The following is a 25,802-nucleotide window of genomic DNA, read 5'->3' as shown; positions in this document are numbered from 1 at the left end:
TCGTTCGGTCAGCGACCGGGGTTCGCAGCGTCTGTTTCGGCGCCGGCTGCGCCGCGCGCCTCGAACTCGGCCTTGGGCAGCTTGGTCACAAGACCGTGCGCGGTGCCTTCGGCGTGGCTGTACAGAGCCGAAAGCGGAACATTGTAGAGTTTGCCATCGCTCACCACCACGGCGTTGTCGCCGTCAATGCTTTGCACCGTCCCGATGCTGTTGCCCTTGGAATCGGTCACATTCGCGCCCGCGCGCACTTCCTCGCGGGCCGCGAGCTTGAGGTCGGCGCTGTCGAGCGCGTCATTTGCGGTCTGGTCGACCTGATCGACGACGCCGCCGACGGGCTGCGTCACATCGCCGACAACGTCGCCGGCAACGCGCCCGGGATCAACCGTGCCGCCAACTTGCCCGACTACGCCGGTGTCAAGCTGGGCGAGGGCGGGCGTGGCCACCGCAGCGGCGCTGGCCGCGAAAAGGATGAGGGTCTTGCGCATGATGTGTCTCCTGCTGTTCCCCCTTGGATTTCAAAGCAGCCGCCCGCGCGGCAAGGATCCCGCGCGAGCGGCCGAATGAGGGGATTACGAACAGAAGGTCCGCGCGTTCCCGGAGCCTGCGCGTCAACGCGGTGGGCAGACGCTCAGATGCGGCGAACCGCCGCCGGAATACGCATTAGGCTTTCGGGCGCGATCGCAGCGAGCCGCCTGCAGCCTTTGTGTCCTCGAGCCGTCAGTGCGGTTTTCGGGTGGGCGCAATCAGCTTGTTGAGCGTTGCGATCCGCTGCCGCTCGCGGGTCCAGTCACGCTCCGGATGCGCCTGGATCTGGTCGAGGAGGACGGCGAGTTCCTTGCGGCGGTCGCCTTCGGTTACGGCCTGCATGGGCATTCTCCTTTCCGCGCGCAGCATAGCATGGCTGGGCTCGATACCCAAAATCGAGAGACGCATCATGAGGGCGCGGTCCATTCGACCCAGGCCCCGTGGGGATGCGCGCTCCCCAGTAACACCGGTTCGCCGCCGCCGGGCCAGTATCGCACGCTCATCTCGTGCCGGTGCAGCGTGCGGTTCGCCTCGAGCGAGATCCAGGCGAGCGGCCGCTCGCAGGTGGCGCTCGCCCCCGCACTCTCCATCGCCCGGGTCACCCGCGCCTGCTCATCATCGGGCACATATTGCCAGACAATCGAGTGCATGAGCACGCGCGTCGTCCCTTCGGCCTGCGGCTTTGCAAGCTCGGTCTCGACAAAATCGGCCGCGTTCATCCGCACCAGATCGGGCGGGACGGCCCTGGCCGCTGCGATCGCCGCCTCGATACGGCCGAAGCGGACATGATGCTCGGGCCAGATATAGGCCTTGAGCCGCAGCGCCTCTTGAGGATTGGCGAGATCTACAGGCGCAATGTCGCAGCCCCGCGTGCTCGCAATTGCAATGGGGTGGTGCGGCGGGCGCGCGCCGCGCCACTCGGGGGCAAAGGTCATCACGCCGGGCTCCGGCCCCACCTCGACTCCTGCAAGATCATAATGATAGCGTCCGAGCATCAGGTTGATCCCCGCGCTCGATCCGATTTCGAGGCATTGGAAGCGCGGTGGCAAGCCCTGGTCGGCAAGCCAAAGCATCGCCGCGATGAAATTGGCCGAGCGCCCCGCCTCGTTGGTCTGCGGCGGGCCGCCGAGCCAGGGGAGAAGGGCCGTCTCGTGCCGGCTAACGACGCCGGCGACGATCGCGGCGTCATTGATATCGTCGGCATTGGCGTAGATGGGCGCAAGCTCGGGCGCGGAGCCCGTGAGGTGAAGCGCGTGGAGCCCGCCGGCTACCCGCAGCGGCAGGGCGTCGGCAAGCGGCGCGCCCGGCCATTCGGCGATCTGCCGCGCGAAGTCGGTGGCGGGCTTGTCGAGAAGGCTGGCTGCTGCTGCGACGATCCGCGCCGTCACCGGCGCGTCGGCGGCGCGGCAATAGGCGACCTGGTTCGAAAAAGCGGTGCGCACGGCGTCGGGGCCGGTTTTTGCCATGTCGACAAACTGATAGCGCTCGCTCATTGCCCTTTCTCCCGCTGCCGCTTAAAGGCACGGCGTTTATGCCCGAACCGATCATCTTTGCTATCCCAAAAGGACGAATCCTCGACGAGGCGCTGCCGCTGCTCGCGCGCGTCGGGATCGAGCCTGCGCCGGATTTCTTCGATCCCAGGAGCCGCGCCCTCGTGTTCGGGACGAACCAGCCGCATATCTCCCTGATCCGCGTGCGCGCCTTCGACGTTGCAACCTTTGTTGCCCATGGCGCGGCGCAGCTCGGGATCGTCGGGTCGGATGTCGTTGACGAGTTCGATTATTCGGAGCTTTACGCACCCGTCGACCTCGGCATCGGCCATTGCCGCCTGTCGCTCGCGGGACCCCAAGGAAGCGCGCCGCCGGGGCTGGGCGAGAGCCATATCCGCGTTGCGACCAAATATCCCTCGACCACGCGCCGCTGGTTCGAGGGGCAGGGCATTCAGGCCGAATGCATCAAACTCAACGGCGCGATGGAAATTGCGCCGAAGCTCGGGCTCGCCTCGCATATTGTCGATCTGGTTTCGACGGGGCGCACGCTGGTCGAGAATGCGCTCGCCGAGCAGACGGTGATCAGCGAGGTGTCCGCGCGATTGATCGTCAATCGCGCGGCCTTCAAGCTGCATTCGGCCGAAGTGCCCGCACTGGTCGAGACATTCCGGCAGGCGGTTGGGCATGCGCCGGCTTGACGCCTCGGACCCTGGATTTGCGGCCGCCTTCGACGCGCTGGTAAACGACCGGCGCGAGAGCGCGTCCGACGTTTCGGCCGACGTCGCCGAGATCATTGCGCGGGTGAAGGCCAAGGGCGATGCGGCGCTCGCCGACTATACCGCGCGGTTCGACCGCTTCGATCTCGATGCAAAAGGCTGGAGCATCTCGCTGGAAGAATGTGCCGCGGCCTATGAGGCGCTCGACCCCGCGCTTCGCGCCGCGCTCGATCTCGCGGCCGAGCGCATCCGCGCCTATCACGCCGCGCAGCGACCCGAGGACCGCGACTATCGTGACGCGGTGGGCGCCCGGCTCGGCGCACGCTGGCGCGCGGTTGATGCAGCGGGTGTTTATGTGCCCGGCGGGCGCGCCGCCTATCCCTCTTCGGTCTTGATGAACATTCTCCCGGCCAAGGTCGCAGGGGTCGAGCGTATCGTCATGGTCACGCCAACGCCCGATGGCGCGGTCAATCCCGTTGTCATGGCAGCCGCGCATATCGGCGGGGTCGACGAAATCTGGCGGATCGGGGGAGCGCAGGCGATCGCGGCGCTCGCCTATGGCACGAGGCGGATTGCGCCGGTCGATGTCATCACCGGCCCCGGCAACGCCTGGGTCGCCGAGGCAAAACGCCAGCTTTACGGTGTCGTGGGCATCGACATGGTTGCAGGGCCGAGCGAAATCGTTGTCGTCGCCGACGCGAAAAATGACCCGCGCGTCATTGCCGCCGACCTCTTGAGCCAGGCCGAGCATGACCCGACCAGCCAGTCGATCCTCTTCACCGACGACGGCGATTTCGCCGACGCGGTCGCCGCGGCGGTTGCGCATGTGATCCCGACGCTAGCCACCGCGCCGACGATGCAGGCAAGCTGGGCCGAAAATGGCGCGGTCATCGTTGTTCCGACGCTCGCCGACGCGATCCCGCTTTGCGACCGGCTGGCGCCCGAGCATCTCGAACTCGCGGTGGACGCGGCCGAGGCCGACGTCCTCTTCAAGGCGGTGCGTCATGCAGGGTCGGTTTTCCTTGGCCGCCAGACGCCCGAGGCGATCGGCGACTATGTAGCCGGGCCGAACCATGTTCTCCCCACCGGACGCCGCGCGCGCTTTTCGAGCGGGCTGTCGGTCACCGACTTCATGAAGCGCACCAGCTTCCTCGCGCTCGACGAGGGGGCCCTGGCGGCAATCGGTCCCGCCGCGGTTGCGCTCGCGACCGCGGAAGGGCTGCCCGCCCATGCGCTCAGCGTCCAGAACAGATTGAAACAGTCATGAGCAAGAACACAAAACGCACCCAGCCCCGCTCCGCCGCCCGCCTCGCCGCGGTGCAGGCCCTCTATCAGCACGAGATGGAAAATACGCCCGTCGCGCAGCTGATTCACGAATTCCACCAGCACCGCATCGGTGCGATTATCGAAGACGCCGAATATGCCGATGCGGACGTGCCATTCTTCGATGATATCGTGAAAGGCGCCATCGCGAGGGCTGACGAGGTTGACGCGGCGATCACGGCGCGGCTCGCGAGCGGCTGGACGATGGAGCGGCTCGACCGCACGATGAAGGCAATCCTGCGCGCCGGCGCCTATGAGCTGATCGCCCGCACAGATGTGCCGGTGGGCGCGGTTGTCAGCGAATATGTCGATGTGGCGAAGGCCTTCTTCGATGCGCGCGAAGCGGGCTTTGCCAATGGTCTGCTCGATGCGATCGGCAAGGCCGTGCGGGGAACCAGCGCTTGACCCGCCCGTTCGCATCCTCGAAGCCCGCCGTCACCGCCAGCCTGGGGCGACCGCGATAGTGTCTCGGTTCGGCGCGAGGTGATGGACAGGAGATGCCTCCCAGTCGACGCGAGGGGTCTATGAGCGAAGCCGATTTCATTGCCCGCCTGCGGAGTATCGCGACCGACCCCGCTGCGCGAGGGCTCGCCGATGATGCCGCGGTTTGGGAAGGGTTGGTCCTCACCCACGACATGATCATCGAGGGCATCCATTTCCTGCCCGACGAAAAGCCGCAGGACGTCGCGTGGAAACTGGTCGCGGTGAATCTTTCCGACCTGGCCGCCAAGGGCGCAGCGCCCCTCGGGGTCCTCGTCGGCTACAGCCTGGGCGACGAGGCATGGGACAAGGCCTTCGCGGATGGTCTCGATATCGCGCTGCGCCGCTTCGGCCTGCTGCTGCTCGGCGGCGATACGGTGCGCGCGCCAGCGGGCGCACCGCGCAGCTTTGGCCTCACCGCGATCGGCCGCGCTCCTGAAGAGGGCGCGCCATCGCGCGGCGGCGCGCGGCCCGGCGACCAGATCTGGGTGACCGGAACGATCGGCAATGCGGGCGTCGGCCTTGCGATGCGGCTTGGTGAGGTTGAGCCCAATGAAACCTGCCTCGACGCCTATCGCCGCCCGCAGCCGCAGCTGACCTTCGGTCAGGCGGTCGCGCCCCATGTCCACGCGATGATGGACATATCCGACGGCCTCATCATCGACGCGGGGCGCATGGCAGAGGCGAGCGGCTGCCGCTTCGGCATCATGCTGGAATCCTTGCCCTTGTCGGCAGCATTGCTTGCGGTCCGCCCCGATGTGGTCGACACGCGGATGGCCGCGGCGACTGCCGGCGATGATTATCAGCTTCTTTTCGCAGCCGACCCGGCTGAGGCCGCTGCGATCCGCGAGATCGCCGAAGGGCTCGACGTCCGGGTGACGCTTCTTGGTCATACCGCAGTGGGCGAGGGGGTCGTGCTGACCCACAAGGCGCAGCGGGTCCCGCTTCCCGAGCGGCTGGGCTTCATGCACTAGCACTACTTTGGCAGATTATTCGGATCGGTCGCTGTAACCAGTTTATTGCAGTGAGGGCAGATCGTCGGTGGCGGTCTTGCGAAGAGGTTGATTATCGCCTGCCTGACGGCAGGCATGGTCGGTTGCGGCGGCGGTCCCGAGTTTCTTTTTTTTCCGCCCCGCTGCGCTTAGACGGCGGGACTGAAGAAAGGCATAGGCGATCATCGTCATCAGCGCGTGTCGGTGTAGTCCGGTCCATGATCGGCCCTCAAAGTGGTCGAGACCGAGTTCCTCCTTCAGCTGCTGATGCGCCTGCTCGCAGATCCACCGCGCCTTGATGGCACCGGCGAGCGCCTTGATCGGCGTGTCGGCTGGCAAGTTCGAGAGATAGTATTTTTGCTCTCCGCTTTCGCGCCGTTCCCCCACCAGCCAGACTTCCTCCTCGCTGGGCATGGCCTGGACCCGCCCGTCACTCATGCGGTGCCTGTGGCCATCGGCCACCCGGACGCGGCATGCCGCAAATTTACAGGTCAGCTTGCCTTTGGTCCCGCGTCGCCAGCTGATTTTCTTCCATTTTTCTTCTCCCAGCATCTTTTCGGCAGAAACGGCGGTGCGGTCGGGGACGTGATATTTGCGGCGCCTGCCTGTTGCTGCCTCGGGAAAGATCAGCCCGGTGTCTGCCGGATAGACATTCTGACGCCGTGACATGCCCACCGCCCACCGCAAACCACGCTCGCTCAGAGCCTGGCGGAAGGGGCCGCTCGCCCCGTAGCCGGCGTCGGCTAGAACGCAGCCGAACCGAGTGCCCGAGGCAATGACCCGATCGATCTCCTCGATAGCGATCTCCGGCTTTGTGCGAGCGACTTGTCGCTCCTGGGGGACACGGGCGCGCTCCATGCGGGGGGCGTCGTCCGTCCAGCTTTCAGGCAAAAAGAGCCGCAGGCCCACCATCACCGGAACCTCCCCGGACGCTAGCGTCACCGAAACGAGGGATTGGCAGTTCGAGGTCTTGCCAAGGGAGGAGGCGTATTGCGCAGCCACGCCGACCGAATGACGGCCCTTCTTCGGCAAGGCAGTATCGTCAATGACCAGATATCCCGCTTCGTCTCCAACCAGACGATCGGCTTCCTTCAGAAGAACAGCCTCGAGCGGCGCACTATCCCACACCCCGTCCGCGACGAAATGATGCAGTTGGTCGTAGCCAAACTCACCATCACGAGCCGCCATCGGCTGCACGCTCTTGCGGTCACCGGGGCCGATCAATCCCGCGATATAGGCCGGGCACACACGCTTCCGCGCCTTGTGCCGCAACGCCGACAAAAATGGCGTCAGCCAAACCTCAAGATCATTGCGCCAATCCTCTGACATCGCCAGCCTCCATAAAAGCTGGCTCCCCATGAATCAGGGAAATCTCCTTTTGGGAATCCCAAAAATCACATTTCTGCCAAAGTAGTGCTAGCACGGTCCATCGGCGGTACAACATATTTGACGTAGTTATACAACTGAGGCATAGGATTCGGCGAACGAAGGAGAGCAATTGATGGACCTGAGCTATGGCGAAGCGGCCGAAGCTTTCCGCGCAGAGGTGCGAGCTTTCCTCTCGGCCCACTGGCCCCCGCGGGCGGACTTGCGCGGCGCTGACCTCAAGGCCTTCGTCCGCGCCTTTCGCATGCTCGCGACGGAACAGGGCTACCTCTACCGCGCAATTCCGAAGCGTTACGGTGGGTCTGAGCAACCGGTCGATGTCATCAAGGCGCAGGTGATCCGCGAGGAGTTCGCTCAGGCGCGTGCACCGATGGAAGTCGGGGGCAACGGGATGAACATGACCGTGCCAACATTGCTCGAGCAGGGGACGGAGGAACAGAAGGACCTGTTCATTCGCAAGACCGTCGAGGGAGAATATATCTGGGGCCAAGGGTATAGCGAACCTGGAGCGGGGAGCGACCTTGCAAGCGTTCGCACGAAGGGCGAATTGTCGGCCGATGGCAGCAAATGGATCATCAATGGCCAGAAAATCTGGACGTCGCAGGGCATGCAAGCGACCCATATGTTCATGTTGGTTCGCACCGAGCCCGACGCGCCGAAGCACGATGGTATCACCTATCTGCTGATCGATCTCGACCAGCCCGGCGTCACCCGTCGGCCGATCCGCCAGATGACAGGCGAGGGCGGTGAGCACACATTTTGCGAATTTTTCTTCGATAACGCCGAAACACCGGTATCCTGGCAGGTGGGCGAGCGGGGCAAGGGCTGGTATGTCAGCCGCACGACGCTGAAACACGAACGCGCGAGCATCGGCAGCGCCGACGGTCTTGGCAAGCAGTTTGCCAAGCTTGTTGAGCTTGCCAAGCAAGTTGGGCGGATTGACGATCCTCTCGTTCGCGACCAGCTTGGCCGGATTGAGGGGTTCGTTCTCTCGCATCGCTATTCGAGTTATCGCATCTTCAGCTGCGCCGCGGCTGGCGAGGATCCCGGCCCCATCGCGCTGATGATGAAATTATTGCTCACCGAGATTGGCCATGACATGGCGTTGCTCGCGCAGGAGCTGATTGGCGAACATGCATTCCTCGAGCCGCCGGGCGCGGGTGGGCGCGGTCCTCGCGGACCGCGCGGGCCGGAAAAATGGCTCGACCAGATCATGGGCAGCCTTGGAAACTCGATCGCGGGGGGCGCCTCGAACATCCAGCGCAATATTGTCGGCGAGCGCGGGCTCGGCCTGCCGCGCGATCTTGCGATGAGCGGGGAGCGCTAGGCCATGCATTTCCATCTCACCGCGGAGCAGACGGCCATTCAGGACGCGGTACGCGGGACGCTGGCCGATAGCTGGCCGCTGGAACGCATTCACGCCTTTGCCGAAGGCGACGGCGACTTCGATCCTGAGAGCTGGTCGGCGTTAATGGCGCTCGGCCTCGGCGGTATGCTGATGCCCGATAGCGGCATGGGTCTGCTCGAAGCCGCGCTTGTCTGCGAGATGGCGGGCGAGGCGGCCGCCCCGGGGCCGATTGTCGGGCAATTGCTCGCCGCGGCGGCGGTAGCAAGGAGCCGAAACGGCGAAGGCGACGCGCTGGCAAGTGGAGAAAAGGTCGCAACCTTGGTCCACGGCGGCAGCGCCTATGCCCCCTCGGCGCGCGCCGCTGATCTTTTTCTGATTGTAGATCGTGTCTCGGGCGTGCGCCTCGTTCACGCGGCCGATGTCGCCGTCGAAGCTGTGAAGGCTGCCGATCGCACTCGCCCCATGTCGAAGGTTCAGGTTCCCTCAGGCGCGGGCGAGACCCTCTTTGCCGCTGCTGATCCGATGACGGCGCGCCTTGCCGACGCGGCGTTGGTCCTCGTTGCCGCCGATGCACTCGGCGGCGCGCAGCGGGTGACGGACATGAGTGTCGCCTATGCGAAGGAGCGCGAGCAGTTCGGTCAACCGATCGGGCGGTTTCAAGGGCTGAAGCATCAGCTCGCCCACATGGCTCTCGACGTCGAGCCTGCCCGTGCGCTTCTCTGGTACGCAGCCTATGCATGGGACGCGGAGCTGCCCGACGCACCGCGCGCGGCGGCGGCGGCGAAGGCGCATCTTTGCGAGGTCTATGTCCGTGCGACCCGTGCCGCGGTCGCGGCCCATGGCGGCATCGGCTATACGTGGGAATATGGTCTCCATTACTGGTTTCGCCGCGCGATGGCCGATCGCGCCTGGCTCGGAAGTCCCGCCGAGCACCGGGCGCGGGCTGCGAAACTCGCGGGCTGGTAGGCTGTGAGCGATCCGCAGATCCTCGTCCCCGGCGTGCGGCGTCTGCGTCCCGACGATCATTTCATGCTCCTGTCGGAAACCGACGCTTCGCCAATGCACGTCGGCGCGCTTATCCTGCTTGATGTTCCGGCCGATGAGCGGTCGGGTTTCGCCTCGGCTATCCGCCGCCAGCTCGCCGACCGGCTGCCCGCGACGCCCTTGCTTGTTCGGCTGCACCAGGCCCCCGATGGCTTCGACAGCGACGTCTGGAGCGAGATCGCGCATCCCGATCTAGAGACGCTGGTTGCCATCGAGCCCCACGACGGCGCGTGGAGCGAGGCTGAGCTTTATGCCGCGGTGGCCCGGCTCAACATGCGGCGGCTCGATCTGTCGGGCCCGCCCTTTGCCGTCCATCTCTTCGAGCGGCTCGTGGAAGGGGGGAGCGCGCTCTATCTCAAAATGCACCACAGCGTCGCGGACGGCATCGGCTTCCAGACCATACTCGGGCTCCTCAGCGACGCGGCCCCCCCCGTCACTGCGCGCTTTGCCGATGCGCGGCTCCCCGATACCGAAAAGTGGCTCGAGAAGGCCAAGGCCCGCTTCGAGGCAGAAGAAGCGCTGCGCGCCGAGCAATCGGCGCGGCGCAGGGTCGCGCTCGCAGCGCTCGATGCTTTGGAGGATGATCGCGCACCGACGCCGCAGCTCAAGCTCTCGGGCCCGACCTCGACAATGCGCCGCTACGCGACGATCAGCCTGCCGGTGGCGCGAATTCAGACAGTGCGCAAAGCCCTTGGTGCGACGGTCAATGACATCTTCCTTACCCTCGCGAGCACCGCGCTCCGGCACTATCTCTTGGAGATCGGAGATCTGCCGGAGACCCCCCTTGTTGTGAATTCGGCGCGCTCCTACCGCCGCGAGGAGCATGGCCCCTTTGGCAACCGCATTGTAGCCCTGCATCCGCATCTCGCGACGCATCTTGCCAATCCGCTGGCGCGCCTTCGCGCGATCCAGGCGTCGATGGCCAAGGAGATGAAGCGGACCCTATATGACGAGGCGCTCCTCGACGCGGCTGAAAAGCCGTTCGGCGCACGGGACCGGCGCGCGGCCTTTGCCGAACGCGTCGCAGGCGGCAAGCGGCTCCTTCCGGGAAATCTGACGCTGTCGAATGTACCGGGTCCCGCCGAGGGGCGGAGCTATGCCGGCTTTCATCAGCGCCACAACTACCCTGTTCCCATCATCGGGTCGGGCCGCTTTCTCAATATCACCTCGCGCCGCAGCGGTGAAAATCTCGACATGGGCGTTATCGCCGATGCGGAGAAGATTGCCGATGTCGGACGGATTGCTGCGCTGTTCACTGCCGCGCTCGACGAACTGGAGACAATTGCATGACTGACGACCTGGCGTTCAAGCCTGAGGATGACCGTTATCACCCGCTGTCGGACGACCCTTATGAGACCGAAACCAACTGGTGGTCGTTCAATATTCCCGAACGCAAGATCGGCTGCTGGATCCATGCGCCCTATTATCCCAACCGCAAGACGGTAACCTGGCGCATTTTTGCCTGGGACGATGAAGGCTATGACCCGGCCCGCATGGCTTATTACCGCAAGGTCGAGGAGGCGCCGATGCCTGACGATCCCGACCTTACCGACATCACATTCCCGGGCGACAAGAATGGCGGCGGTTACAGTCTCAAGATGCTGGAGCCCGGAATGAAATACCAACTTCGATATGAAGACCCGGACCGCGGCTTCGCGCTGGATTTTACCCATACGGGGCTCCACGAGCCGCATCGCTTCCCGCCGGGCAAGCCGCCCTTCATGCAGACGCCGCATTTTGACCAGCTCGGTCATGTCGAGGGCTGGATGACGCTCCGCGGCGAACGGATCCGCATCGACGGCATCGGCGTGCGCGACCGCACTTGGGGGCCGCGCGGCGGGCCATACGCTGCCAGTCCGAAAGTCTATGCGAGCGATATGGAGCGGGTGAAACACCCCGGGGGGGCGCGCTGGCGAGAAATCGAGCGTGAGCGCGGCCGCGGGCGAATCCAGTATATCTTCGGCCATCGCAAGGATGGCACCGGCTTTCTCGGCTTTGCGCGGGTGCAGGAAGGCGATGCCGACGGCTGGTCGCCAATGAATGCCGGTTGGATTCGCCGCGATGGTCAGTTCGGCAGCCTCGATGCCTCGAAATCGCGGATGCGCGTGTTTCGCAGTCCCAGGACCGGCTGGAGCACCCATATGCAGGTGGAGCTCGTCGACGAACATGGCCGCCAGATGAAAAGCGAGGGCTTTGTCGTCAGCACGATGAGCGAGGCGGGCTATGGCGTGAACCAGCTGATGCGCTGGGATATCGACGGTGGAATCGGCTGGGGCGAGGATCAGGACGTCTGGAACCCCAGGCATTTCGTACGGATGCTCGATGCGTTGAAGGCGACCGTCTGACCGCGACTCTCGTGGCTCATGCGTGCCGACGGGCTCAGCTCGTCGGCGCCTGGGGCTCTGTTAAGAGGCAGGATAGTCGCCGACGGCGGCTAGTCCATCACCAGTACGATCCGCCCCGCGCTTTTCCCCGCTGCCGCATCCTCCATGGCGGCACGGAACTCATCGAGGGGATAGCGCCTTGCAACGGCCGGCCTCAACTTCCTCTCGGCTGCCAGCGCGAACAGCGTGTCGCGGTTGGCTTGGTTCTTTTCCGGTTCGAAAATGCCAAACTGGCGAATGTCGACACCGATCAGGCTCGCGCCCTTGAGCAGGGGCAGGTTGGTCCGCAACGCCGCGATGCCTGCCGGGAAACCGATCACGAGGTGGCGTCCATTCCATGCGAGCGAGCGGAAGGCCGGATCGGTCGCTTGGCCCCCTACGGGATCGAACACGACATCGACGCCCTTGCCATCATTGGCGGCTTTCACCTGTTCGCGCCAATTATCGGCGCGCGCATCGACCACGCTGTCTGCGCCGCCCGCAATAGCAAGCTTGCGCTTGTCATCGCTCGATGCGGATCCGATGACCCGGGCCCCAAGATGCTTGCCGATCTGCACCGCCGCATAGCCGGTCGCGCCCCCTGCACCGAGCACAAGCAGCGTCTCGTCGACCTTGAGATTGCCGCGATCGACCAGCGCGTGCCACGCGGTCGCATAGCTGACCGGGAAAACGGCCGCTTCCTCGAAGGTCAGCCCTTCGGGCATCTTGCGCACCGTACGCGCCGGCAGATTGGCGGCATCGGCAAACAGCCCGCCCCACCCACTGGCCACGACGCGATCGCCAACTTCGAACCCTTCGACCTCTTCGCCGGTCGCGCAGACGATGCCCGCGCATTCGCTCCCAGGGATGAAGGGAACGGGCGGCTTGACCTGGTATCCGCCCGCCGCCGTGAGCACGTCTACGAAGCTGATCCCCGTGGCCTTTATGGAAATGCGGACCTGCGTGGGTGAGGGGGGGCCGGGGTCATGGTCGACCAGATGATAATTGCTCACCGGACCGAGTTCATCGGCGATTACGGCGCGGGGTATTGCCATTGGCCTATCGTGAGACATCAGGACACCTCTTGTCAGGACGGGGTAAGAAGTATAACTAAGTTATATAAGACTGAAAGGGGTGAGTATGGCCTTCAAGACGCGGATTACCGAAATGCTGGGGATCGAACATCCGATCGTCCAGGGCGGCATGCAGAGCGTGGGCACGGCCCAGATGGCAAGCGCGGTGTCGAACGCCGGCGGCCTTGGCATTCTGACGGCACTCACTCAGCCGAGTCCTGAAGCGCTGCGCGACGAGATCGAAAAATGCCGGTCGATGACCGACAAGCCGTTCGGGGTAAATCTTACCGTATTTCCGACGATCAACTCGCCCGATTACAACGCCTATGCGGACGCCATCGTCGAGAGCGGGGTCAAGATCATGGAGACCGCAGGTACGCCGGCGGTTCGCGAGATCTGGGCGCGGGTCAAGCCCCATGGCGTCACCATCCTCCACAAATGCACCGCGGTTCGCCACGCCTTGTCGGCCGAAAAGGCAGGGTGCGATATCATCTCGATCGACGGCTTCGAATGCGCAGGGCACCCGGGCGAGGATGATATCCCGGGGCTGATCCTCATTCCGGCCGCCGCGGACAAGGTGAAGATCCCGATGCTCGCCTCGGGCGGTTTTGGCGATGGCCGCGGGCTCGTTGCAGCGCTGTCGCTCGGCGCCGAGGGCATCAACATGGGAACGCGCTTTTGCGCGACCAGGGAAGCCCCGATCCACGACAATGTGAAGCAAGCCTATATCGACAATGACGAGCGCGGGAGCTTCCTGATTTTCCGCAATTTCAAGAACACCGCACGCGTCGGCAAGAGTGCCGTATCGGAAGAGGTCGTTCGCCGTCTCGCGCAGCCGGGCGCCCAGTTCAGCGATGTGCAGGAACTGGTCGCAGGTTCGGCGGGGCGCGAACTGCTCGAGACCGGCGACCTTTCCAAGGGCGTCTTCTGGGCGGGCATGGTACAGGGGCTGATCCACGACATCCCCAGCTGCCAGGAACTGATCGACCGGATTATCGCCGAAGCCGAAGCGATCCTCGATCAGCGGCTCGCATCGTTCCGCCAGTAGAGGGACGAAATATCCTCCGCAGGCCCCAAGCCATGCGGAGGAAGGTTTCAACGCTGGCCGCCGTCGACGCGCACGAGGGCCCCGGTCGTATAGGAGGATGCAGGGCTGGCGAGCATCAGCGCTGCGGTCACAATCTCTTCGGGGTGGCCCGGACGGCCGAGGGCGACGGGCTGCGTCTCGCGCTTCTGGGGTTCCCACGCCTCTGAAATATCGGTCAGGAACGGGCCCGGGCTGATCGTATTCACCCTTACTTTCGGGGCATATTCCCGGCTAAGCGATACGCTCATGGCATTGAGCGCGGCCTTGGCAGACCCATAGGGGACGACCATGGGAAGCGCCATAAGCGCGCCTGTCGAACTGATATTGATGATGCAGCCGCCGTCTCCGCTCCTCATACGGTGAGCAACCTGGCTCGCGAGGCGGAAAGGGCCCTTGAAATTGAGATTAAGTACCGAATCGAACAGATTTTCGGTCATCTCGTGGCTCGGACAGGCCGGCGACATGCCGGCATTGTTGATGAGGATGTCGACGCGACCGAATTCGGCATAGGCCGCCTCGACTAGCGCATCGATCTCGTCCCAGCGTCCGCAATGCGCTGCATGGGCGAGCGCGCGGCGACCGAGCGCGCGGCATTCCGCGGCGACTTCCTCGCATTTGTCAAGCTTGCGGCTGGCGATAATCACGTCGGCGCCGCGTTCAGCGAGTGCCTTCACCATCCGATAGCCAAGCCCCCGCGAGCCGCCGGTAACGAGCGCCACCTTGCCGGTGAAATCGAAGAGCGGATCTGGGGTCATGCGCCCATCCTCTTCCGGATTGCCTCAAGCCGCGTCGGGATATGTTCGCTCGGGAAGAGCCCCGGTGCGGGGGTGGCGTCTCTGAGATAGGCCTTGGCGACCTGGATCTTGTGCACCTCGGTCGGCCCGTCAGCGAGTGCCAGCGCTGGCAACCCCATCCACATGTCGGCGAGGGGCAGCTCGAGCGTCATACCGAGGCTGCCATGGAGCTGGATCGCGCGCTGGACGATGTCGTGATAGACTTTCGCCATCTGGATCTTGCACATCGCAATATGCGTGCGCGCCGAGCCGTGGGGCAGACGCCCCGCTTCAACCTCGTCGATCATCCACGCGGTCTTGAGCACGAGCAGGCGGAATTGCTCAAGCTCGATGATGGAATCGGCGATCGCCCCCTGCACAAACTGGTGTTCGCTGAGCTGCTTACCCTGCGTCCGGCGCGACACGGCGCGCTCGAGCATCATATCGATCGCACGCTGGCATTTGCCGACGGTGCGCATCGCGTGGTGGACCCGCCCGCCGCCGAGCCGCGCCTGCGCGACCTTGAAGCCTTCACCCGGGCCACCAAGCATCGCGTCGAGCGGGACGCGCACCTTGTTATATCGGATATAGGCGTGGGTGCCGTCATCCTTCCCCTTGCTGTCGCCCATTGTCTGCGAGTGGCGGATGAACTCAATGCCGGGCACCTCGGTGGGCACGATCAACATCGACATGCGCTGGTGCGGCGGATTTTCCGGGTTGGTTACGACCATGACGATGAGGAATGCGGCAAAACGCGCGTTCGACGAAAACCATTTCTCGCCCTCGATCACCCACTCATTTCCTTCCTGCCACGCGCGGCAGGTGAACTCCTTGGGGTCGGCGCCGCCCTGCGGCTCGGTCATCGAGAAGCAGGAAACGATGGTGCCGTCCATCAGCGGCTGCAGATATTTCGCCTTCTGCTCCTCGGTCCCGAACATCGCGAGGATTTCGCTGTTGCCGGTATCGGGGGCGGCCGTCCCGAACACGGTCGGCGCCCAATAGCTTCTCCCGAGAATTTCGTTCATGAGCGCGAGGGTGAGCTGGCCATGGCCCGGCCCGCCAAGCTCCTTGCCCAGGTGGCAAGCCCACAGGCCTTGTGCTTTCACCTGTTCTTGGAGAGGGGCCATGTAGGATCGCGATTCCTTGTTCGCGACGTCATAGGGGGCGCCGTGGCCGGGGAAGAGTATATCCATCGGCTCACATTCCTCGCGGACGAACCTTGCCATCCAGTCGAGCTTTGCCTGCAGTTCAGGTTCGATGCGGAAATCGATCATCTTGTCGTCCCTGGATTAGCCGATGAGGCGGATGAGTTTCTCGGCCTCGGCGAAATTGCCGCGGACCAGCCGGTCGAAAAGACGTCCGGTTTCAGCGCTCAAAATGCCCTTGGCGGCTTGCGCGACCTTGTATTCGAGGATGCAGCCACCCTTGAACATCGCGAGGATCAGATAATAATCGAAGCTCGCCATGTCGCGGCCGGTGCCTGCTGCATAATGCGCCATCAATTCCTGGCGCGTGGGCCATTCCGTCACATTGTACAGTGCCTTTTCGGGCACATGGCCCGGAAAGCGGTCATCGCGCACGCCGTTGCAGAACCAGGCGAGGTCGAGCAGCGGATCGGCGATCGTTGACAATTCCCAGTCGATCAGGGCGGTAAGCCGGCAGGGGGGATCAAAGGCGAACAGGGCGTTGGGGGTGCCAACATCGCCGTGGATGATGCCTGGACGGAAATCATCGGGGATATTGGCGCGCAACCAGTCCCGGGCGAGCGCGTAACCGGGGAGTTCACGCCATTCGTGATCGTAAAGCTGCTTGTAGCTTTTCATCTGGCTTTCCCAGCGGTCGACCTGGCGTTCGAGGAAGTTGTCGGGGCGCCCGAAATCATCGAGTCCCACCGCCTTGTAGTTGACGTTGGCGAGCGCGATCAGCCCATCGACCATCGCAAAGGGGACCTCGCGCGCATGCGGCGGCTTGTCGAACGGCGGCCGGTCGCGAATCTTGCCGTGAGCGAGTTCGGCGGGCCAGCCCTCGACCAGTTCCATGACATAGAAGGGCGCGCCGATGACCTCGGGATCGGGGCAGCTGCCATGGCATTTGGGATGGGGAACGTCGGTGCCATTGAGCGCAGTCAGCACCCGGGCCTCCCGCATGACGCTCTTTTCGCTGCCCGGTGGCGGGACGGCGGGCGGGCGGCGGAGGATCAGCGTTTCACCGCCGCGGTTCAGCGACAGGATCACGTTCGAGGTGCCGCCGTGGATTTTCCTGATCTCGAGCGGGCCGTCGCCTAGCGCCGGGATATGGGGATCGAGCCAGGCAGTCAGCCGCTCAGGGTCCGCGAGGAAGGCAGCGTCGCTGGTCATTCGCTGCGCTCGCGCAAATAGGCTTCGATTCCGGTCCGGATCGTGTTCAATTGTCTTGCAGCCTCACCAAATGCCTGCGCGGGAACATGGGCGTGGACCGCCCTCGTCACGGCCTGGGCGCGGGCGTGGTCCGCGGCCTTGAGGCGGCGGCCGGCATCGGTCGCGACAATCAGCGACGCGCGCTTATGTTCAGGATTCTCGGTAAAAGCGATCAGGCCGAGGTCGGCCAGTCGGTTTGCCGCCCGCTGCACGACCTGCCGGGGATGGCCGAGGCTACGGCCGATCTGTGCGGCCGTAGGCGGCGACGCTGCATTCACGGCCGCGGTGAGGACCGTGAGCTCCATTTCGGGCAGGCCGCTTTCGGCGCGCGTTTCGGCATAAAGCGCGCGCATCCTTCCACGTAGCCGCGCGACCTCGTCCGCGAATCGTTCAAAGTCGGTAAAGCGCGCACTCATGACACCGTGATGTCAAATCGACACAATGGTGTCAATGTTGATCAGCGCGTGGGCATTGGCTCGAAAAGCGAATTTTCGGCTTGCCAGTCGATCCGCACCCGCCGGTATGCGAAGCGCCAGCCGGCAGCTGTGCGGATCAGCTCGTCGTCATAGGTCCCGCAGTGGTCGACCCCGCGATTGCTATAAACGCTGAAATAGCTGCGCGCCGTCGCCTGGTTGCCGTTCACGGCGATCAACGGGTTGGTGATGTGGTGGCGGACGAAGGTCCTGCGCGCGTCGCGCTTTCCTCCTGCGAGCGCTGCTGCGATTGCCGCCGGCCCCTTTGGCGCCTTGCCGGGATATTCGAGAACGCCGTCCTCGGCAAAGCAGGCCGTCATCTCGGCAAGGCGCCCGCGGTCCCCATGATAGGTGTAGCATGCGAGGAGATCCCGGATGGCATCGCGATCGGCGGCAAGGTCAGCCATGATAATGAAGTTCGAGCCCCGGTTCGTCCCAGCGCAGCTTGGCAAGCCGCCCCGTCTGCGAGAGCGTGACATAGGCGTCGCGGCGATCTGGGCCGCCGAACGCGATATTGGTCACATAAGGTTCGCCCGCGATGTCGCGCTTGCTGACCTCGCCCTTCGGGGTGATCGTGGTGATCCCCCCATCGTAAAGCGTCGCGACGCAGATATTGCCTGCTTCGGTCACCGCAAGGCTGTCGAAGCCGACCGGGCCAGGGGCTGTTGCCACCCAGTCTGCGCGCTGTGCCTCCACCTTTCGATCATAGCGCCAGAGCCGCGCCTGATGCGTGTCGGCGACATATATGTGGCCGCCATCCGGTGACAGGCCAACGCCATTATAGGAGACGGCATGGCGGTTAATCGCTGTGATGGAGGATCCGTCGGACAGTGCGCTGAACAATCCGCTGGCAGTGCGAATGCCGTCGTGCGTCTTGCCGAGGTCGGTGAACCACATGCGGCCGTCGGCGTCGAATACGATGTCGTTGGGGGCTTCGAGCGCGATGTCATCGCAAGCATCATAGAGCCGCTCAAACCTGCCGGTCGAGAGGTCCACCCGCTCAAGGCGTCCTTCGTGACCGGGCCCGCGCGCATTCTGGAATTTGCCAAGATCAAGACCGCCATTGTTGCAGACATAGAGTGCACCATCTGGCCCGATCGCGGCACCGTTCGGGCCGCCGCCGATGTCGCAGATCGTCTCGGTTCGCCCGTTCCAGCAGCGGGTGACGCGTCCGCCTGCAAGTTCGACGACGACGACCGACCCGTCTGCCATGACGACGGGTCCTTCGGGAAAAGCGAGCCCTTCGGCAATGATCTCCATCTCAGCATCCTGTATAACTTAGTTATGTATGTCTTGACACGCGGGGGGCGAGGGCGCAACCCCATGGGCAGGGAGAGAGAATTGCCGGTTCCAGCACATCATATCCTGTCGTTGCCGCCGCCCTACGACATGCCGCCCTATCCAGCCGACATCTTTGCGGGCCAGACGGTCCTGGTCACGGGCGGCGGTTCGGGCATGGGGCTCGCGATGGCCAGGGCCTTTGCCTAGGGCGGTGCCCATGTCGCCGTCATGGGCCGCAGCATCGAGCGCGCGGAGGAAGGTGCCGCTGAAATCGCGAAGCTCGGCGTGCGCACGCATGCCATGAGCTGCGATGTGCGGCTGCCGGACGCCGTCGCGGCGGCTTTCGACGAGGCTGAGGAAGCGCTTGGTCCGGTGTCGCTGCTTGCGAACAACGCCGGCGCCAATTTCCCGATTCTCGCGGAGGATATTTCGTTAAATGCATGGAACGCGGTCACGCGGATCGCGATCGACGGGACATTCAATTGCTCGACCGAATTCGCTCGCCGACGCATCGTCGCAGGGCAGGGCGGTGCGATCGTAAACAACAGCGCCCAGTATATCTGGACCGGGTTTCCGGGCGACGCGCACAGCGCCGCAGCGAAAACAGCACAGGCAACAATGACCCGAAAGCTCGCCGCCGACTGGGCCCCTTACGATATTCGGGTCAACGCGGTTGCGGCGGGATTTTTCCCCCATGCCACATCAACCGCGGGTCGGCGCGAAGGGGGCATCGAACCTTTGCAGAACATGATCCCCGCTGGCCGCACGGGGAGCATATGGGAGTTCGGTTGGCTGTCCGCGATGACCTGCACCCCGCTTCTTGGCGAGCTGAGCGGGCAGGTGATCGTGCAGGACGGGGGCGAAAGCCTCCGCCGATCGCTGATGATGCCAGACTTTGTGCCGCCCCGAGAACGCGCCGACGGACCGTGGGGGTGGCGATGAACGCTTGGCTGGCAGGCAAGCGCGCGCGCATCGACGGGCGGCATGATGCCATTGCGCGAGCGATCGAGGCGGCCGGCGCGACATTGGTGAGTGAAGGCGAGTGCGATATCTGGGTTCATATCGCGCGCCCCGCCGCGACCAGGCCTGCGCACATGTTGACGCATGCCGAGTGGCGCGCAGGCCTCGACGCCGGGCTCGACCAGCGCTTCCTCGGCGCTCAGGATTTCGCCGCTGCGCGCCGCGCCCGGGGCAAGGGCGGGGCAGTGCTGTTCGTGGGAGCCCCCGAGCAGGCGCATGGGGCCGATCACGCGGCCGCCGCGGGGGCACTTGGCAATCTTGTCAAAACGCTCGGGGTCGAATGGGCCCGCGACGGCATCCGGGTAAATGCCATTCTGACGCGGGAGGTTGGGCCGACGCTCGGTCACCTCGCGGCGTATCTCGTAAGCGATTATGCCGCTTATGTGACCGGGGCGGTCATGGGGGTTGGCATCGATGACTGACCGGACGCGGATCGACGGACAGTCGGCCTTTGTGACAGGCGGCGGGGGCGGCATTGGCCGCGCGATTGCGCTTCGCCTCGCTGAAGGCGGCGCCGACGTGGCGGTCTTCGACATCGTACCCGAGCGTGCCGAGGAAGCCGCAGCGCGCGTGCGGGAGCGCGGACAAAGGGCGCTCGCCATCGCGGGCGACGTCATGGACAGCGACGCGCTGCGCAAGGCGATCGACCAAACCGCCTGCGAGTGGAGCAGGCTCGACATTCTCGTCAACAATGCCGGCGGCGTATCGGCGCGCCCGTTTCTCGAGCAAAGCGAGCGCAGTATGCGCAAGCATATCGACATCAATCTGATGTCGATGCTGATCGCAACGCAGGCCGCGGCACTGCATATGGCGGCCGGAGGCCGAGGGGGCTCGATCGTCAATGTAGCGAGCATCGAGGCGAGCCGCGCGGCTCCGAATTTCGCCGTCTACGCTGCGTGCAAGGCGGGGATGCTCAGCTTTACAAAATCGATGGCCGTGGAACTGTCGGCGCATGCGATCCGGGTCAATTGTATCGCACCCGACCATACGATTACACCCGGAAACCAGGGCAATCGTGGAGGAGCTGTCGACCCGGCGACGTGGAAGGTGCGCAGCGATGCCGAGGTCGATGCGATGAACCGCGTTGTGCCGCTCGGCCGCGAAGGGATCGATATGGAATGCGGCGATGCCGCGCTCTTCCTTGTCAGTCCGATGGCCACGTACATCACCGGCACCTTGCTACCGGTCGACGGGGGCACCTGGGCCGCATCGGGCTGGGTACGCGGTCGTGACGGGAAGTGGACGCTAAATGAAGGACTGTCATTTGGACAATAATATCAAGATACCGCGCGATCATTGCGGGGCTGTACCAAAGCCCCTAAAGACGCTGGCAGTGTAGCTCGCAATTTTTACCAGCATCCGGCAGCAGGGGCAGGAATTTGCAAATGGAAAACGGCAACGCGCGCATCCGGGTACCGAAGACGTCGGAACTGGTTGCCGACCAGATCCGGGCGCAGATTGTCCGCGGTGAGCTCAATGAAGGAGATTCGCTCCCGCCCGAAGGCACGCTGATGGCAACGCTCGGCGTCTCGCGGCCAACGCTGCGCGAGGCCTTTCGCATTCTCGAGGCGGAAAATCTGATCAGCGTCGTGCGCGGATCGCGCAGCGGTGCCCGCGTCCATCGCCCATCGACCGAACTCGTCTCGCGCTACGCGGGTTATGTTCTTGAAGCGCAGGGAACAACGATTGCGGATCTTTACGCGGCGCGGCTCGCGATCGAACCCACGGTCGTGCGCTGGCTCGCAACGGCCAAGGGTCAGACACCGGGCTTTCCCCGCGTGAAGACGGTTCTTGCTGGTCTCGATGCCATGCTGAAAGCGGACAATTATTCCGATTTCGTCGACAATATTGCTCATTTCCATCAAACGCTTGTCGAGGCGACCGGCAACAAGACGCTGAGCTTCATGAACCGTATGCTGCTCGACCTCGCGCGTAACCATCAGAACGATTATCAACGACGTCATCCGCGCACGACCGAGGACAAGTACAAGAGCCTGCGGGCTGGGTATAAGTCTTTCGAAAAGCTCGTGACACTGATCGAAGAAGGCGATGTTGAGGGCGCAGTGTCCCACTGGCGGCTGCACCTGCGCAACGCCAATGAGACCTGGGCGACGCGCGGCGAAGGCGAACGGATCGTCGACTCGCTCAACGCATGAATTTCATCGACGCCATGATGGCTGCGGCAAAGCGAGCGCCGCATGCTTCGCTCACCGTTGCATCCGACACAAATTCCTCCGCTTCAACCCTGGGCGAGGTTGTTGAGGCGGGGCGCCGCATGGGTACCCGGATGACCGCCGCGGGGGTCGGCCGCGGCGATATCGTCGCGTGCATGGTGCCGAACTGGCGCGAATGGCTCGTCGTGGCGGTCGCGGCCGCGCAGGCTGGAGCCGTGATGCTGCCCATCGTCACCATTTATGGCGCCAAGGAACTTGGCTTCATCCTGCAGCAGTCGGGTGCACGATGGCTTTTTACACCCGAGCGCTTCCGCAATATCGATTATGTTCAGGTGGTGGCCGGTTGCGGACAGCTGCCGGCGCTGGAACGCCACTGCGTCACCGGTCCCGACTTCGCGGCGCTTGAGGCGCCATGTCCGGTTCAAAGGCCGGTCGAGGTCGGCGAAGATGATCTTGCCCTGCTCGTCTACACATCGGGAACGACCGCTGATCCCAAGGGCGTCATGCACTCGGCGCGCACCTTCCTTGCCGAACTTGCGTCGATGCGCGAGATGCGCGGCGAAAGCGACGACGACGCGATCATTTCACCCTGGCCTCCGGGCCATGTCGCGGGTGCCTTGTCGATGTACCGCTTTTTGTGTCAGGGCACGCCGCTGGTACTGATGGATCAGTGGGACGCAGCGCTCGCCGCCCGGTTGATCGAAGAGCATAATATAACGTCCTCGTCGGGGACGCCCTTTCATCTGGCGGGCATGATGGCCGCTGCCGACGCGCACGGTTACACACTTGCGTCGCTCCGCCAGTATCTGGTTGGTGCCGCGCCGGTGCCTCCTTCGCTGATCGCGCGCTGCCAGGAACAGGGACTGGCGGTCTATCATTGCTACGGGTCGAGCGAGCACCCGACAGTTACCTCGGGGGTTGTGGGCGACCCGCTCGACAAGCAGCTCCACACCGAGGGACGGGTGATACCGGGTTCGCAAATTCGCTTTGTCGACGAGGATGGCGAGGATGTCCCCCCGGGGCAAGACGGAGAAATCTGCACGCGCGGGCCCGAACTGTTCATGGGGTATTTCGACCCGTCGCTGAACGAAGGCGCGTTTCTGCCGGGGGGCTGGTATCGCACCGGGGATATCGGCCACGTGGATGAGGATGGCTATCTTCTCATCACCGACCGCAAGAAGGATATCATTATCCGCGGCGGTGAGAATATTTCTTCGAAAGAAGTCGAGGCTCTGCTTCTTTCCCACCCCAAGATCGTCGATGCGGCAGCCGTGGCTGCACCCGACGAGCGGATGGGCGAGGTTGTGCGTGCTTGCGTCGTGCTCGCGCCCGGTGCCGCCTTGTCGCTTGACGAACTGCGCGAATATTTCTTTGCCGCGGGGATTGCGAAGCAAAAGACGCCCGAGCGCCTCAGCATCTTGTCCGAATTGCCGCGCAATGCGTCCGGCAAGGTGCTGAAGCACGAACTGCGCCGTATTGCTTGACCATCTTGCTGCCCTCCGGGTTTGTGGCCGGAGGGCAGCAAAGGCTATCAGTTGCGCATGATGAAGCCGCCGTCGACGTTGAGCGCCTGCCCGGTGATCCAGTCGCCCGCGGGCGAGCAAAGCAGGAGCAGCGCCCCGACCAGATCCTGCGGTTCGCCGCGGGGCTGCTTGACAACGCGCGCCATCGCTGCCTGCACAAAGGGGCTTTCTTCAGGGGTCAGCGCCTTGCCGGCGTCTGACATGGTCATTCCGGGCGCGATGGCATTGACGTTGACATTCAGCGGACCGAGCTCGGTCGCGAGCGTTGTCGTCAGGCCCAGGAGAGCGATCTTGCTGATACCGTATGTCGTCTGCGCTGGAAAACCGCCCGCCGAGAGCTGATTGACGATCTTGCCGCCGCCGCGCATCTGAAAGAGCGGGACGGCCGCCTTGGAGCAGATGAGTGCGCCGACCAGATTGACCCGCATCAGCTTCTCGAAATCGGCGATGCTCGTCTGAATTGCCGGCGTTCCAACCGCCTCGACCATGAGCGCGGCGTTGTTGACGAGTATGTCGAGACCGCCGAAGGCAGCCTTTGCCGCCTCCATCATAGCAGCGACCGACGCCTCGTCGGCGATGTCGACCTCGACCGCGGTGGCCCTTCCTCCCGTCTCGTTTATTTCGCCCGCGACCCGTTCGGCGCCTTCGCGATTGAGGTCGGCGACGACGACGCTCGCCCCCGCATTGGCAAGGCCGACCGCGTAGGCACGTCCGATACTGTTGCCGCGGCCGCCGGCACCGGTGACGATCGCGACCTTTCCGTCGAGGCGGAACTGCTCGTTGGTAAAATCGGCCATGCTCATGCCTCCTGCCTGGGGAAAATCGGGGCGCCGACGCCGATGGTCACGGTCTTGTAGTGGAGAAACTCGTCGATACCGGCGCGCCCCCCCTCCTTGCCGAAGCCCGAGATCCCCACGCCGCCAAACGGTGTGTGAGGATTGATCTGGAAGCCGCCATTATTATAGACGCCCCCCGCGTTGAGCCGTTCGGACAGGCGATGGACGCGCTGCAAATCATTCGACTGAATATAGGCGGCAAGGCCATATTCGGAGTTGTTCGCGATCTCGACCGCCTCGTCTTCGGTCTTAAACTTGATCACCACGACCGCGGGCCCGAAGATTTCGACCTGGCAGATTTCATGGTCGGGATCGGCGTCGACGATGAGCGTCGGTTCGATGAAATTGCCGTTGGCCAGCGGGCCGCCGCAACGGCCGCCGCCAAGCTCGAATTTCGCCGCGCCATCTGCCTTCGCTCTCTCGAACATGCCGAGAATTCGGTCGACGGCTGCCTTGTTGATCACCGGTCCCACAGCGACAGTTGGGTCCATCGGATCGCCGACCTTGAACTGGCTGATGATCGCCTTCAGCCGCGCGACGAAGTCGTCATAGATGTCGGCGTGGACGAGCTGGCGGGTTGGAAGGGCACAGCCCTGTCCCGAGAGGCATCCGACCGTCCAGAACACAGCGCGCTCGGCGGCGGCCTGAATGTCGCAGTCTGGAAAGACAAGGCTCGCCGACTTGCCGCCAAGCTCCATCACCGACGGCTTGATCTCTTCGGCGCACGCCGCGAGGATCTTGCGCGCGGTGATCGGCCCGCCGGTGAAGCTGATCTTCCTTATCTTCTTGTGCCGGACGATCGCTTCGCCCGCGTCGGCGGTGCCAGGGAAAATCGATAGCACACCGTCGGGAACGCCGGCTTCCTTGCAGAGCTGAGCGAAGAGCTCGGGAGCGAAAGGCGTGATTTCGGCGGGCTTGCAGATCACGCAATTGCCCGCCGCGAGGGCTGCGACGACCTTCATGCCGAGCGAAATGAGCGGGCCCGTTCCACGTGATGATAATGCCGACGATGCCGATCGGCTCCGGAACGGTGTAGCTAAGCTCGCCCCGCGTGTCGAAGGTCGAGATGAGTTCACCGGACATCTTGTCGCACCATCCAGCGTAATAACGGGTCCAGCCGACCGCTGTGTCGACCCCGCGTTCGCCGACCATCAACGTCGTGCCGCCATCGAGCGCCGCCATTTCAGCCAGCCGCGTCTTGTTCGCCTCGAGCAGGTCGGCGAGGCGGTTAAGAATGTCCCGCCGCGCCTCGGGCGGAGTGCGGCGCCATTGCTCGCGCACGGCTTCGGCCTTTGCGACCGCTTCTTCGACTTCCTTGGCGCCGGCCAGCGGGATTTGCGCCTGCGTCTCCTGGCTTACGGGGTGGAGATGGAAGTGCACCCCGCCGCTGCCACTCGTGCGTTGCTCATGTCCGAGATGCAGGTGAACTGCGGGTGCACTTGCCATACCGATATCCTCTTCATTCCATTATCGTTTCAGGGGTTAGAGCGGCCTCGGAA

27 protein-coding genes and 2 pseudogenes are annotated in these 25,802 nt (G+C 64.0%); 15 read left to right on the top strand and 14 right to left on the bottom strand.

Going from position 1 to position 25,802, the window contains the following annotated elements:
- Positions 1-8: 8 nt before the first annotated feature.
- The 3 genes from LH20_RS13100 to LH20_RS13090 all read right to left on the bottom strand — a co-directional run bounded on the left by LH20_RS13100 (position 9) and on the right by LH20_RS13090 (position 2,018).
- Positions 9-485 carry a hypothetical protein gene (locus LH20_RS13100; RefSeq protein WP_053554586.1) on the bottom strand — a complete coding sequence of 159 codons (477 nt, stop codon included), beginning with the start codon at positions 483-485 and terminating at the stop codon, positions 9-11.
- A 232-nt stretch (positions 486-717) separates the two neighbouring features.
- On the bottom strand, positions 718-867 hold the full coding sequence (locus LH20_RS23775) for a hypothetical protein (protein WP_200905380.1): 150 nt from the start codon (positions 865-867) through the stop codon (positions 718-720).
- A 65-nt stretch (positions 868-932) separates the two neighbouring features.
- Positions 933-2,018, bottom strand: coding sequence for a DUF2332 domain-containing protein (locus LH20_RS13090; protein ID WP_053554584.1), 1,086 nt, complete (start codon positions 2,016-2,018; stop codon positions 933-935).
- A gap of 38 nt (positions 2,019-2,056) precedes the next feature.
- Between LH20_RS13090 and hisG the strand changes: the two genes are divergently transcribed.
- The 4 genes from hisG to thiL all read left to right on the top strand — a co-directional run bounded on the left by hisG (position 2,057) and on the right by thiL (position 5,508).
- Positions 2,057-2,713 (top strand): ATP phosphoribosyltransferase, encoded by a 657-nt coding sequence (hisG, locus tag LH20_RS13085; protein ID WP_053554583.1) that lies wholly within the window; start codon positions 2,057-2,059, stop codon positions 2,711-2,713.
- Positions 2,700-3,998 (top strand): histidinol dehydrogenase, encoded by a 1,299-nt coding sequence (hisD, locus tag LH20_RS13080; RefSeq protein ID WP_053554582.1) that lies wholly within the window; start codon positions 2,700-2,702, stop codon positions 3,996-3,998. The genes hisG and hisD overlap by 14 nt, the downstream gene beginning before the upstream one ends.
- The gene (nusB, locus tag LH20_RS13075; protein ID WP_053554581.1) at positions 3,995-4,459 is read left to right on the top strand and encodes a transcription antitermination factor NusB; all 465 of its coding nucleotides are present in this window, start codon (positions 3,995-3,997) and stop codon (positions 4,457-4,459) included. The genes hisD and nusB overlap by 4 nt, the downstream gene beginning before the upstream one ends.
- Before the next feature lie 119 nt (positions 4,460-4,578).
- A complete protein-coding gene (thiL, locus tag LH20_RS13070; protein ID WP_053554580.1) occupies positions 4,579-5,508 on the top strand; it encodes a thiamine-phosphate kinase in 930 nt (309 codons plus the stop codon).
- A gap of 42 nt (positions 5,509-5,550) precedes the next feature.
- Here thiL and LH20_RS13065 read toward each other — a convergent pair whose 3' ends face one another.
- A complete protein-coding gene (locus tag LH20_RS13065) occupies positions 5,551-6,855 on the bottom strand; it encodes an IS701 family transposase (RefSeq protein ID WP_053552719.1) in 1,305 nt (434 codons plus the stop codon).
- A 172-nt stretch (positions 6,856-7,027) separates the two neighbouring features.
- Between LH20_RS13065 and LH20_RS13060 the strand changes: the two genes are divergently transcribed.
- Genes LH20_RS13060 through LH20_RS13045 form a run of 4 tightly spaced genes read left to right on the top strand, consistent with a single transcriptional unit; the run spans position 7,028 to position 11,649 of the window.
- Positions 7,028-8,239, top strand: coding sequence for an acyl-CoA dehydrogenase family protein (locus LH20_RS13060; protein WP_053554579.1), 1,212 nt, complete (start codon positions 7,028-7,030; stop codon positions 8,237-8,239).
- 3 nt (positions 8,240-8,242) lie between these two features.
- Complete coding sequence (locus LH20_RS13055) at positions 8,243-9,226, top strand: acyl-CoA dehydrogenase (RefSeq protein ID WP_053554578.1); 984 nt, start codon at positions 8,243-8,245, stop codon at positions 9,224-9,226.
- Positions 9,227-9,229: 3 nt separating this feature from the next.
- Positions 9,230-10,594 carry a wax ester/triacylglycerol synthase domain-containing protein gene (locus LH20_RS13050; protein ID WP_053554577.1) on the top strand — a complete coding sequence of 455 codons (1,365 nt, stop codon included), beginning with the start codon at positions 9,230-9,232 and terminating at the stop codon, positions 10,592-10,594.
- The gene (locus tag LH20_RS13045; RefSeq protein WP_053554576.1) at positions 10,591-11,649 is read left to right on the top strand and encodes a DUF7065 domain-containing protein; all 1,059 of its coding nucleotides are present in this window, start codon (positions 10,591-10,593) and stop codon (positions 11,647-11,649) included. The genes LH20_RS13050 and LH20_RS13045 overlap by 4 nt, the downstream gene beginning before the upstream one ends.
- 89 nt (positions 11,650-11,738) lie before the next feature.
- On the opposite strand, the gene LH20_RS13040 is transcribed toward LH20_RS13045, so the two are convergent.
- Positions 11,739-12,722 carry an NADPH:quinone oxidoreductase family protein gene (locus tag LH20_RS13040; protein WP_053554575.1) on the bottom strand — a complete coding sequence of 328 codons (984 nt, stop codon included), beginning with the start codon at positions 12,720-12,722 and terminating at the stop codon, positions 11,739-11,741.
- 85 nt (positions 12,723-12,807) lie between these two features.
- On the opposite strand from LH20_RS13040, the gene LH20_RS13035 reads away from it, so the two are divergent.
- On the top strand, positions 12,808-13,788 hold the full coding sequence (locus LH20_RS13035) for an NAD(P)H-dependent flavin oxidoreductase (protein ID WP_053554574.1): 981 nt from the start codon (positions 12,808-12,810) through the stop codon (positions 13,786-13,788).
- Positions 13,789-13,835: 47 nt separating this feature from the next.
- On the opposite strand, the gene LH20_RS13030 is transcribed toward LH20_RS13035, so the two are convergent.
- Genes LH20_RS13030 through LH20_RS13005 form a run of 6 tightly spaced genes read right to left on the bottom strand, consistent with a single transcriptional unit; the run spans position 13,836 to position 18,729 of the window.
- Positions 13,836-14,582 (bottom strand): SDR family NAD(P)-dependent oxidoreductase, encoded by a 747-nt coding sequence (locus LH20_RS13030; protein WP_053554573.1) that lies wholly within the window; start codon positions 14,580-14,582, stop codon positions 13,836-13,838.
- Positions 14,579-15,874 (bottom strand): acyl-CoA dehydrogenase family protein, encoded by a 1,296-nt coding sequence (locus LH20_RS13025; protein ID WP_053554572.1) that lies wholly within the window; start codon positions 15,872-15,874, stop codon positions 14,579-14,581. Before LH20_RS13025 ends, LH20_RS13030 begins: the two co-directional genes overlap by 4 nt.
- A gap of 15 nt (positions 15,875-15,889) precedes the next feature.
- The gene (locus LH20_RS13020; RefSeq protein ID WP_053554571.1) at positions 15,890-16,957 is read right to left on the bottom strand and encodes a phosphotransferase family protein; all 1,068 of its coding nucleotides are present in this window, start codon (positions 16,955-16,957) and stop codon (positions 15,890-15,892) included.
- Positions 16,954-17,412 carry a MarR family winged helix-turn-helix transcriptional regulator gene (locus LH20_RS13015; RefSeq protein WP_053554570.1) on the bottom strand — a complete coding sequence of 153 codons (459 nt, stop codon included), beginning with the start codon at positions 17,410-17,412 and terminating at the stop codon, positions 16,954-16,956. Before LH20_RS13015 ends, LH20_RS13020 begins: the two co-directional genes overlap by 4 nt.
- A 41-nt stretch (positions 17,413-17,453) precedes the next feature.
- Positions 17,454-17,876 (bottom strand): nuclear transport factor 2 family protein, encoded by a 423-nt coding sequence (locus LH20_RS13010; RefSeq protein WP_053554569.1) that lies wholly within the window; start codon positions 17,874-17,876, stop codon positions 17,454-17,456.
- The gene (locus LH20_RS13005) at positions 17,869-18,729 is read right to left on the bottom strand and encodes an SMP-30/gluconolactonase/LRE family protein (RefSeq protein WP_053554568.1); all 861 of its coding nucleotides are present in this window, start codon (positions 18,727-18,729) and stop codon (positions 17,869-17,871) included. The genes LH20_RS13010 and LH20_RS13005 overlap by 8 nt, the downstream gene beginning before the upstream one ends.
- A 63-nt stretch (positions 18,730-18,792) precedes the next feature.
- Between LH20_RS13005 and LH20_RS23770 the strand changes: the two genes are divergently transcribed.
- The 6 genes and pseudogenes from LH20_RS23770 (at position 18,793) to LH20_RS12980 (ending at position 23,428) form a co-directional block, all read left to right on the top strand.
- Positions 18,793-18,957, top strand: coding sequence for a hypothetical protein (locus LH20_RS23770; RefSeq protein WP_200905379.1), 165 nt, complete (start codon positions 18,793-18,795; stop codon positions 18,955-18,957).
- Positions 18,958-18,969: 12 nt separating this feature from the next.
- Positions 18,970-19,692: pseudogene (locus LH20_RS13000) on the top strand (SDR family oxidoreductase); the annotation flags it as partial.
- Complete coding sequence (locus LH20_RS12995; RefSeq protein WP_053554567.1) at positions 19,689-20,192, top strand: SDR family oxidoreductase; 504 nt, start codon at positions 19,689-19,691, stop codon at positions 20,190-20,192. The pseudogene LH20_RS13000 and the gene LH20_RS12995, both read left to right, overlap by 4 nt.
- Positions 20,185-21,045: an SDR family NAD(P)-dependent oxidoreductase gene (locus tag LH20_RS12990; protein WP_053554566.1), complete on the top strand. Its 861-nt coding sequence runs from the start codon at positions 20,185-20,187 to the stop codon at positions 21,043-21,045. Before LH20_RS12995 ends, LH20_RS12990 begins: the two co-directional genes overlap by 8 nt.
- Positions 21,046-21,155: 110 nt before the next feature.
- Positions 21,156-21,926: a FadR/GntR family transcriptional regulator gene (locus LH20_RS12985; RefSeq protein WP_053554565.1), complete on the top strand. Its 771-nt coding sequence runs from the start codon at positions 21,156-21,158 to the stop codon at positions 21,924-21,926.
- Positions 21,923-23,428, top strand: a complete 1,506-nt coding sequence (locus tag LH20_RS12980; RefSeq protein WP_053554564.1) for an AMP-binding protein — start codon at positions 21,923-21,925, stop codon at positions 23,426-23,428. Before LH20_RS12985 ends, LH20_RS12980 begins: the two co-directional genes overlap by 4 nt.
- Positions 23,429-23,475: 47 nt before the next feature.
- Here LH20_RS12980 and LH20_RS12975 read toward each other — a convergent pair whose 3' ends face one another.
- From LH20_RS12975 to LH20_RS24410, 3 genes and pseudogenes are all read right to left on the bottom strand, one after another.
- Positions 23,476-24,264: an SDR family oxidoreductase gene (locus LH20_RS12975; protein WP_053554563.1), complete on the bottom strand. Its 789-nt coding sequence runs from the start codon at positions 24,262-24,264 to the stop codon at positions 23,476-23,478.
- A 2-nt stretch (positions 24,265-24,266) separates the two neighbouring features.
- Positions 24,267-25,265: an aldehyde dehydrogenase family protein gene (locus LH20_RS24000; protein ID WP_268796075.1), complete on the bottom strand. Its 999-nt coding sequence runs from the start codon at positions 25,263-25,265 to the stop codon at positions 24,267-24,269.
- 79 nt (positions 25,266-25,344) lie between these two features.
- Positions 25,345-25,749, bottom strand: a pseudogene (locus tag LH20_RS24410) (aldehyde dehydrogenase family protein); the annotation flags it as partial.
- Between the last annotated feature and the right edge of the window lie 53 nt (positions 25,750-25,802).

The organism is Sphingopyxis sp. 113P3 (assembly GCF_001278035.1).
GTDB lineage: Bacteria > Pseudomonadota > Alphaproteobacteria > Sphingomonadales > Sphingomonadaceae > Sphingopyxis.
Note: the sequence above shows the minus strand (reverse complement) of the source record. Positions and strands in the feature narration are given on the sequence as shown.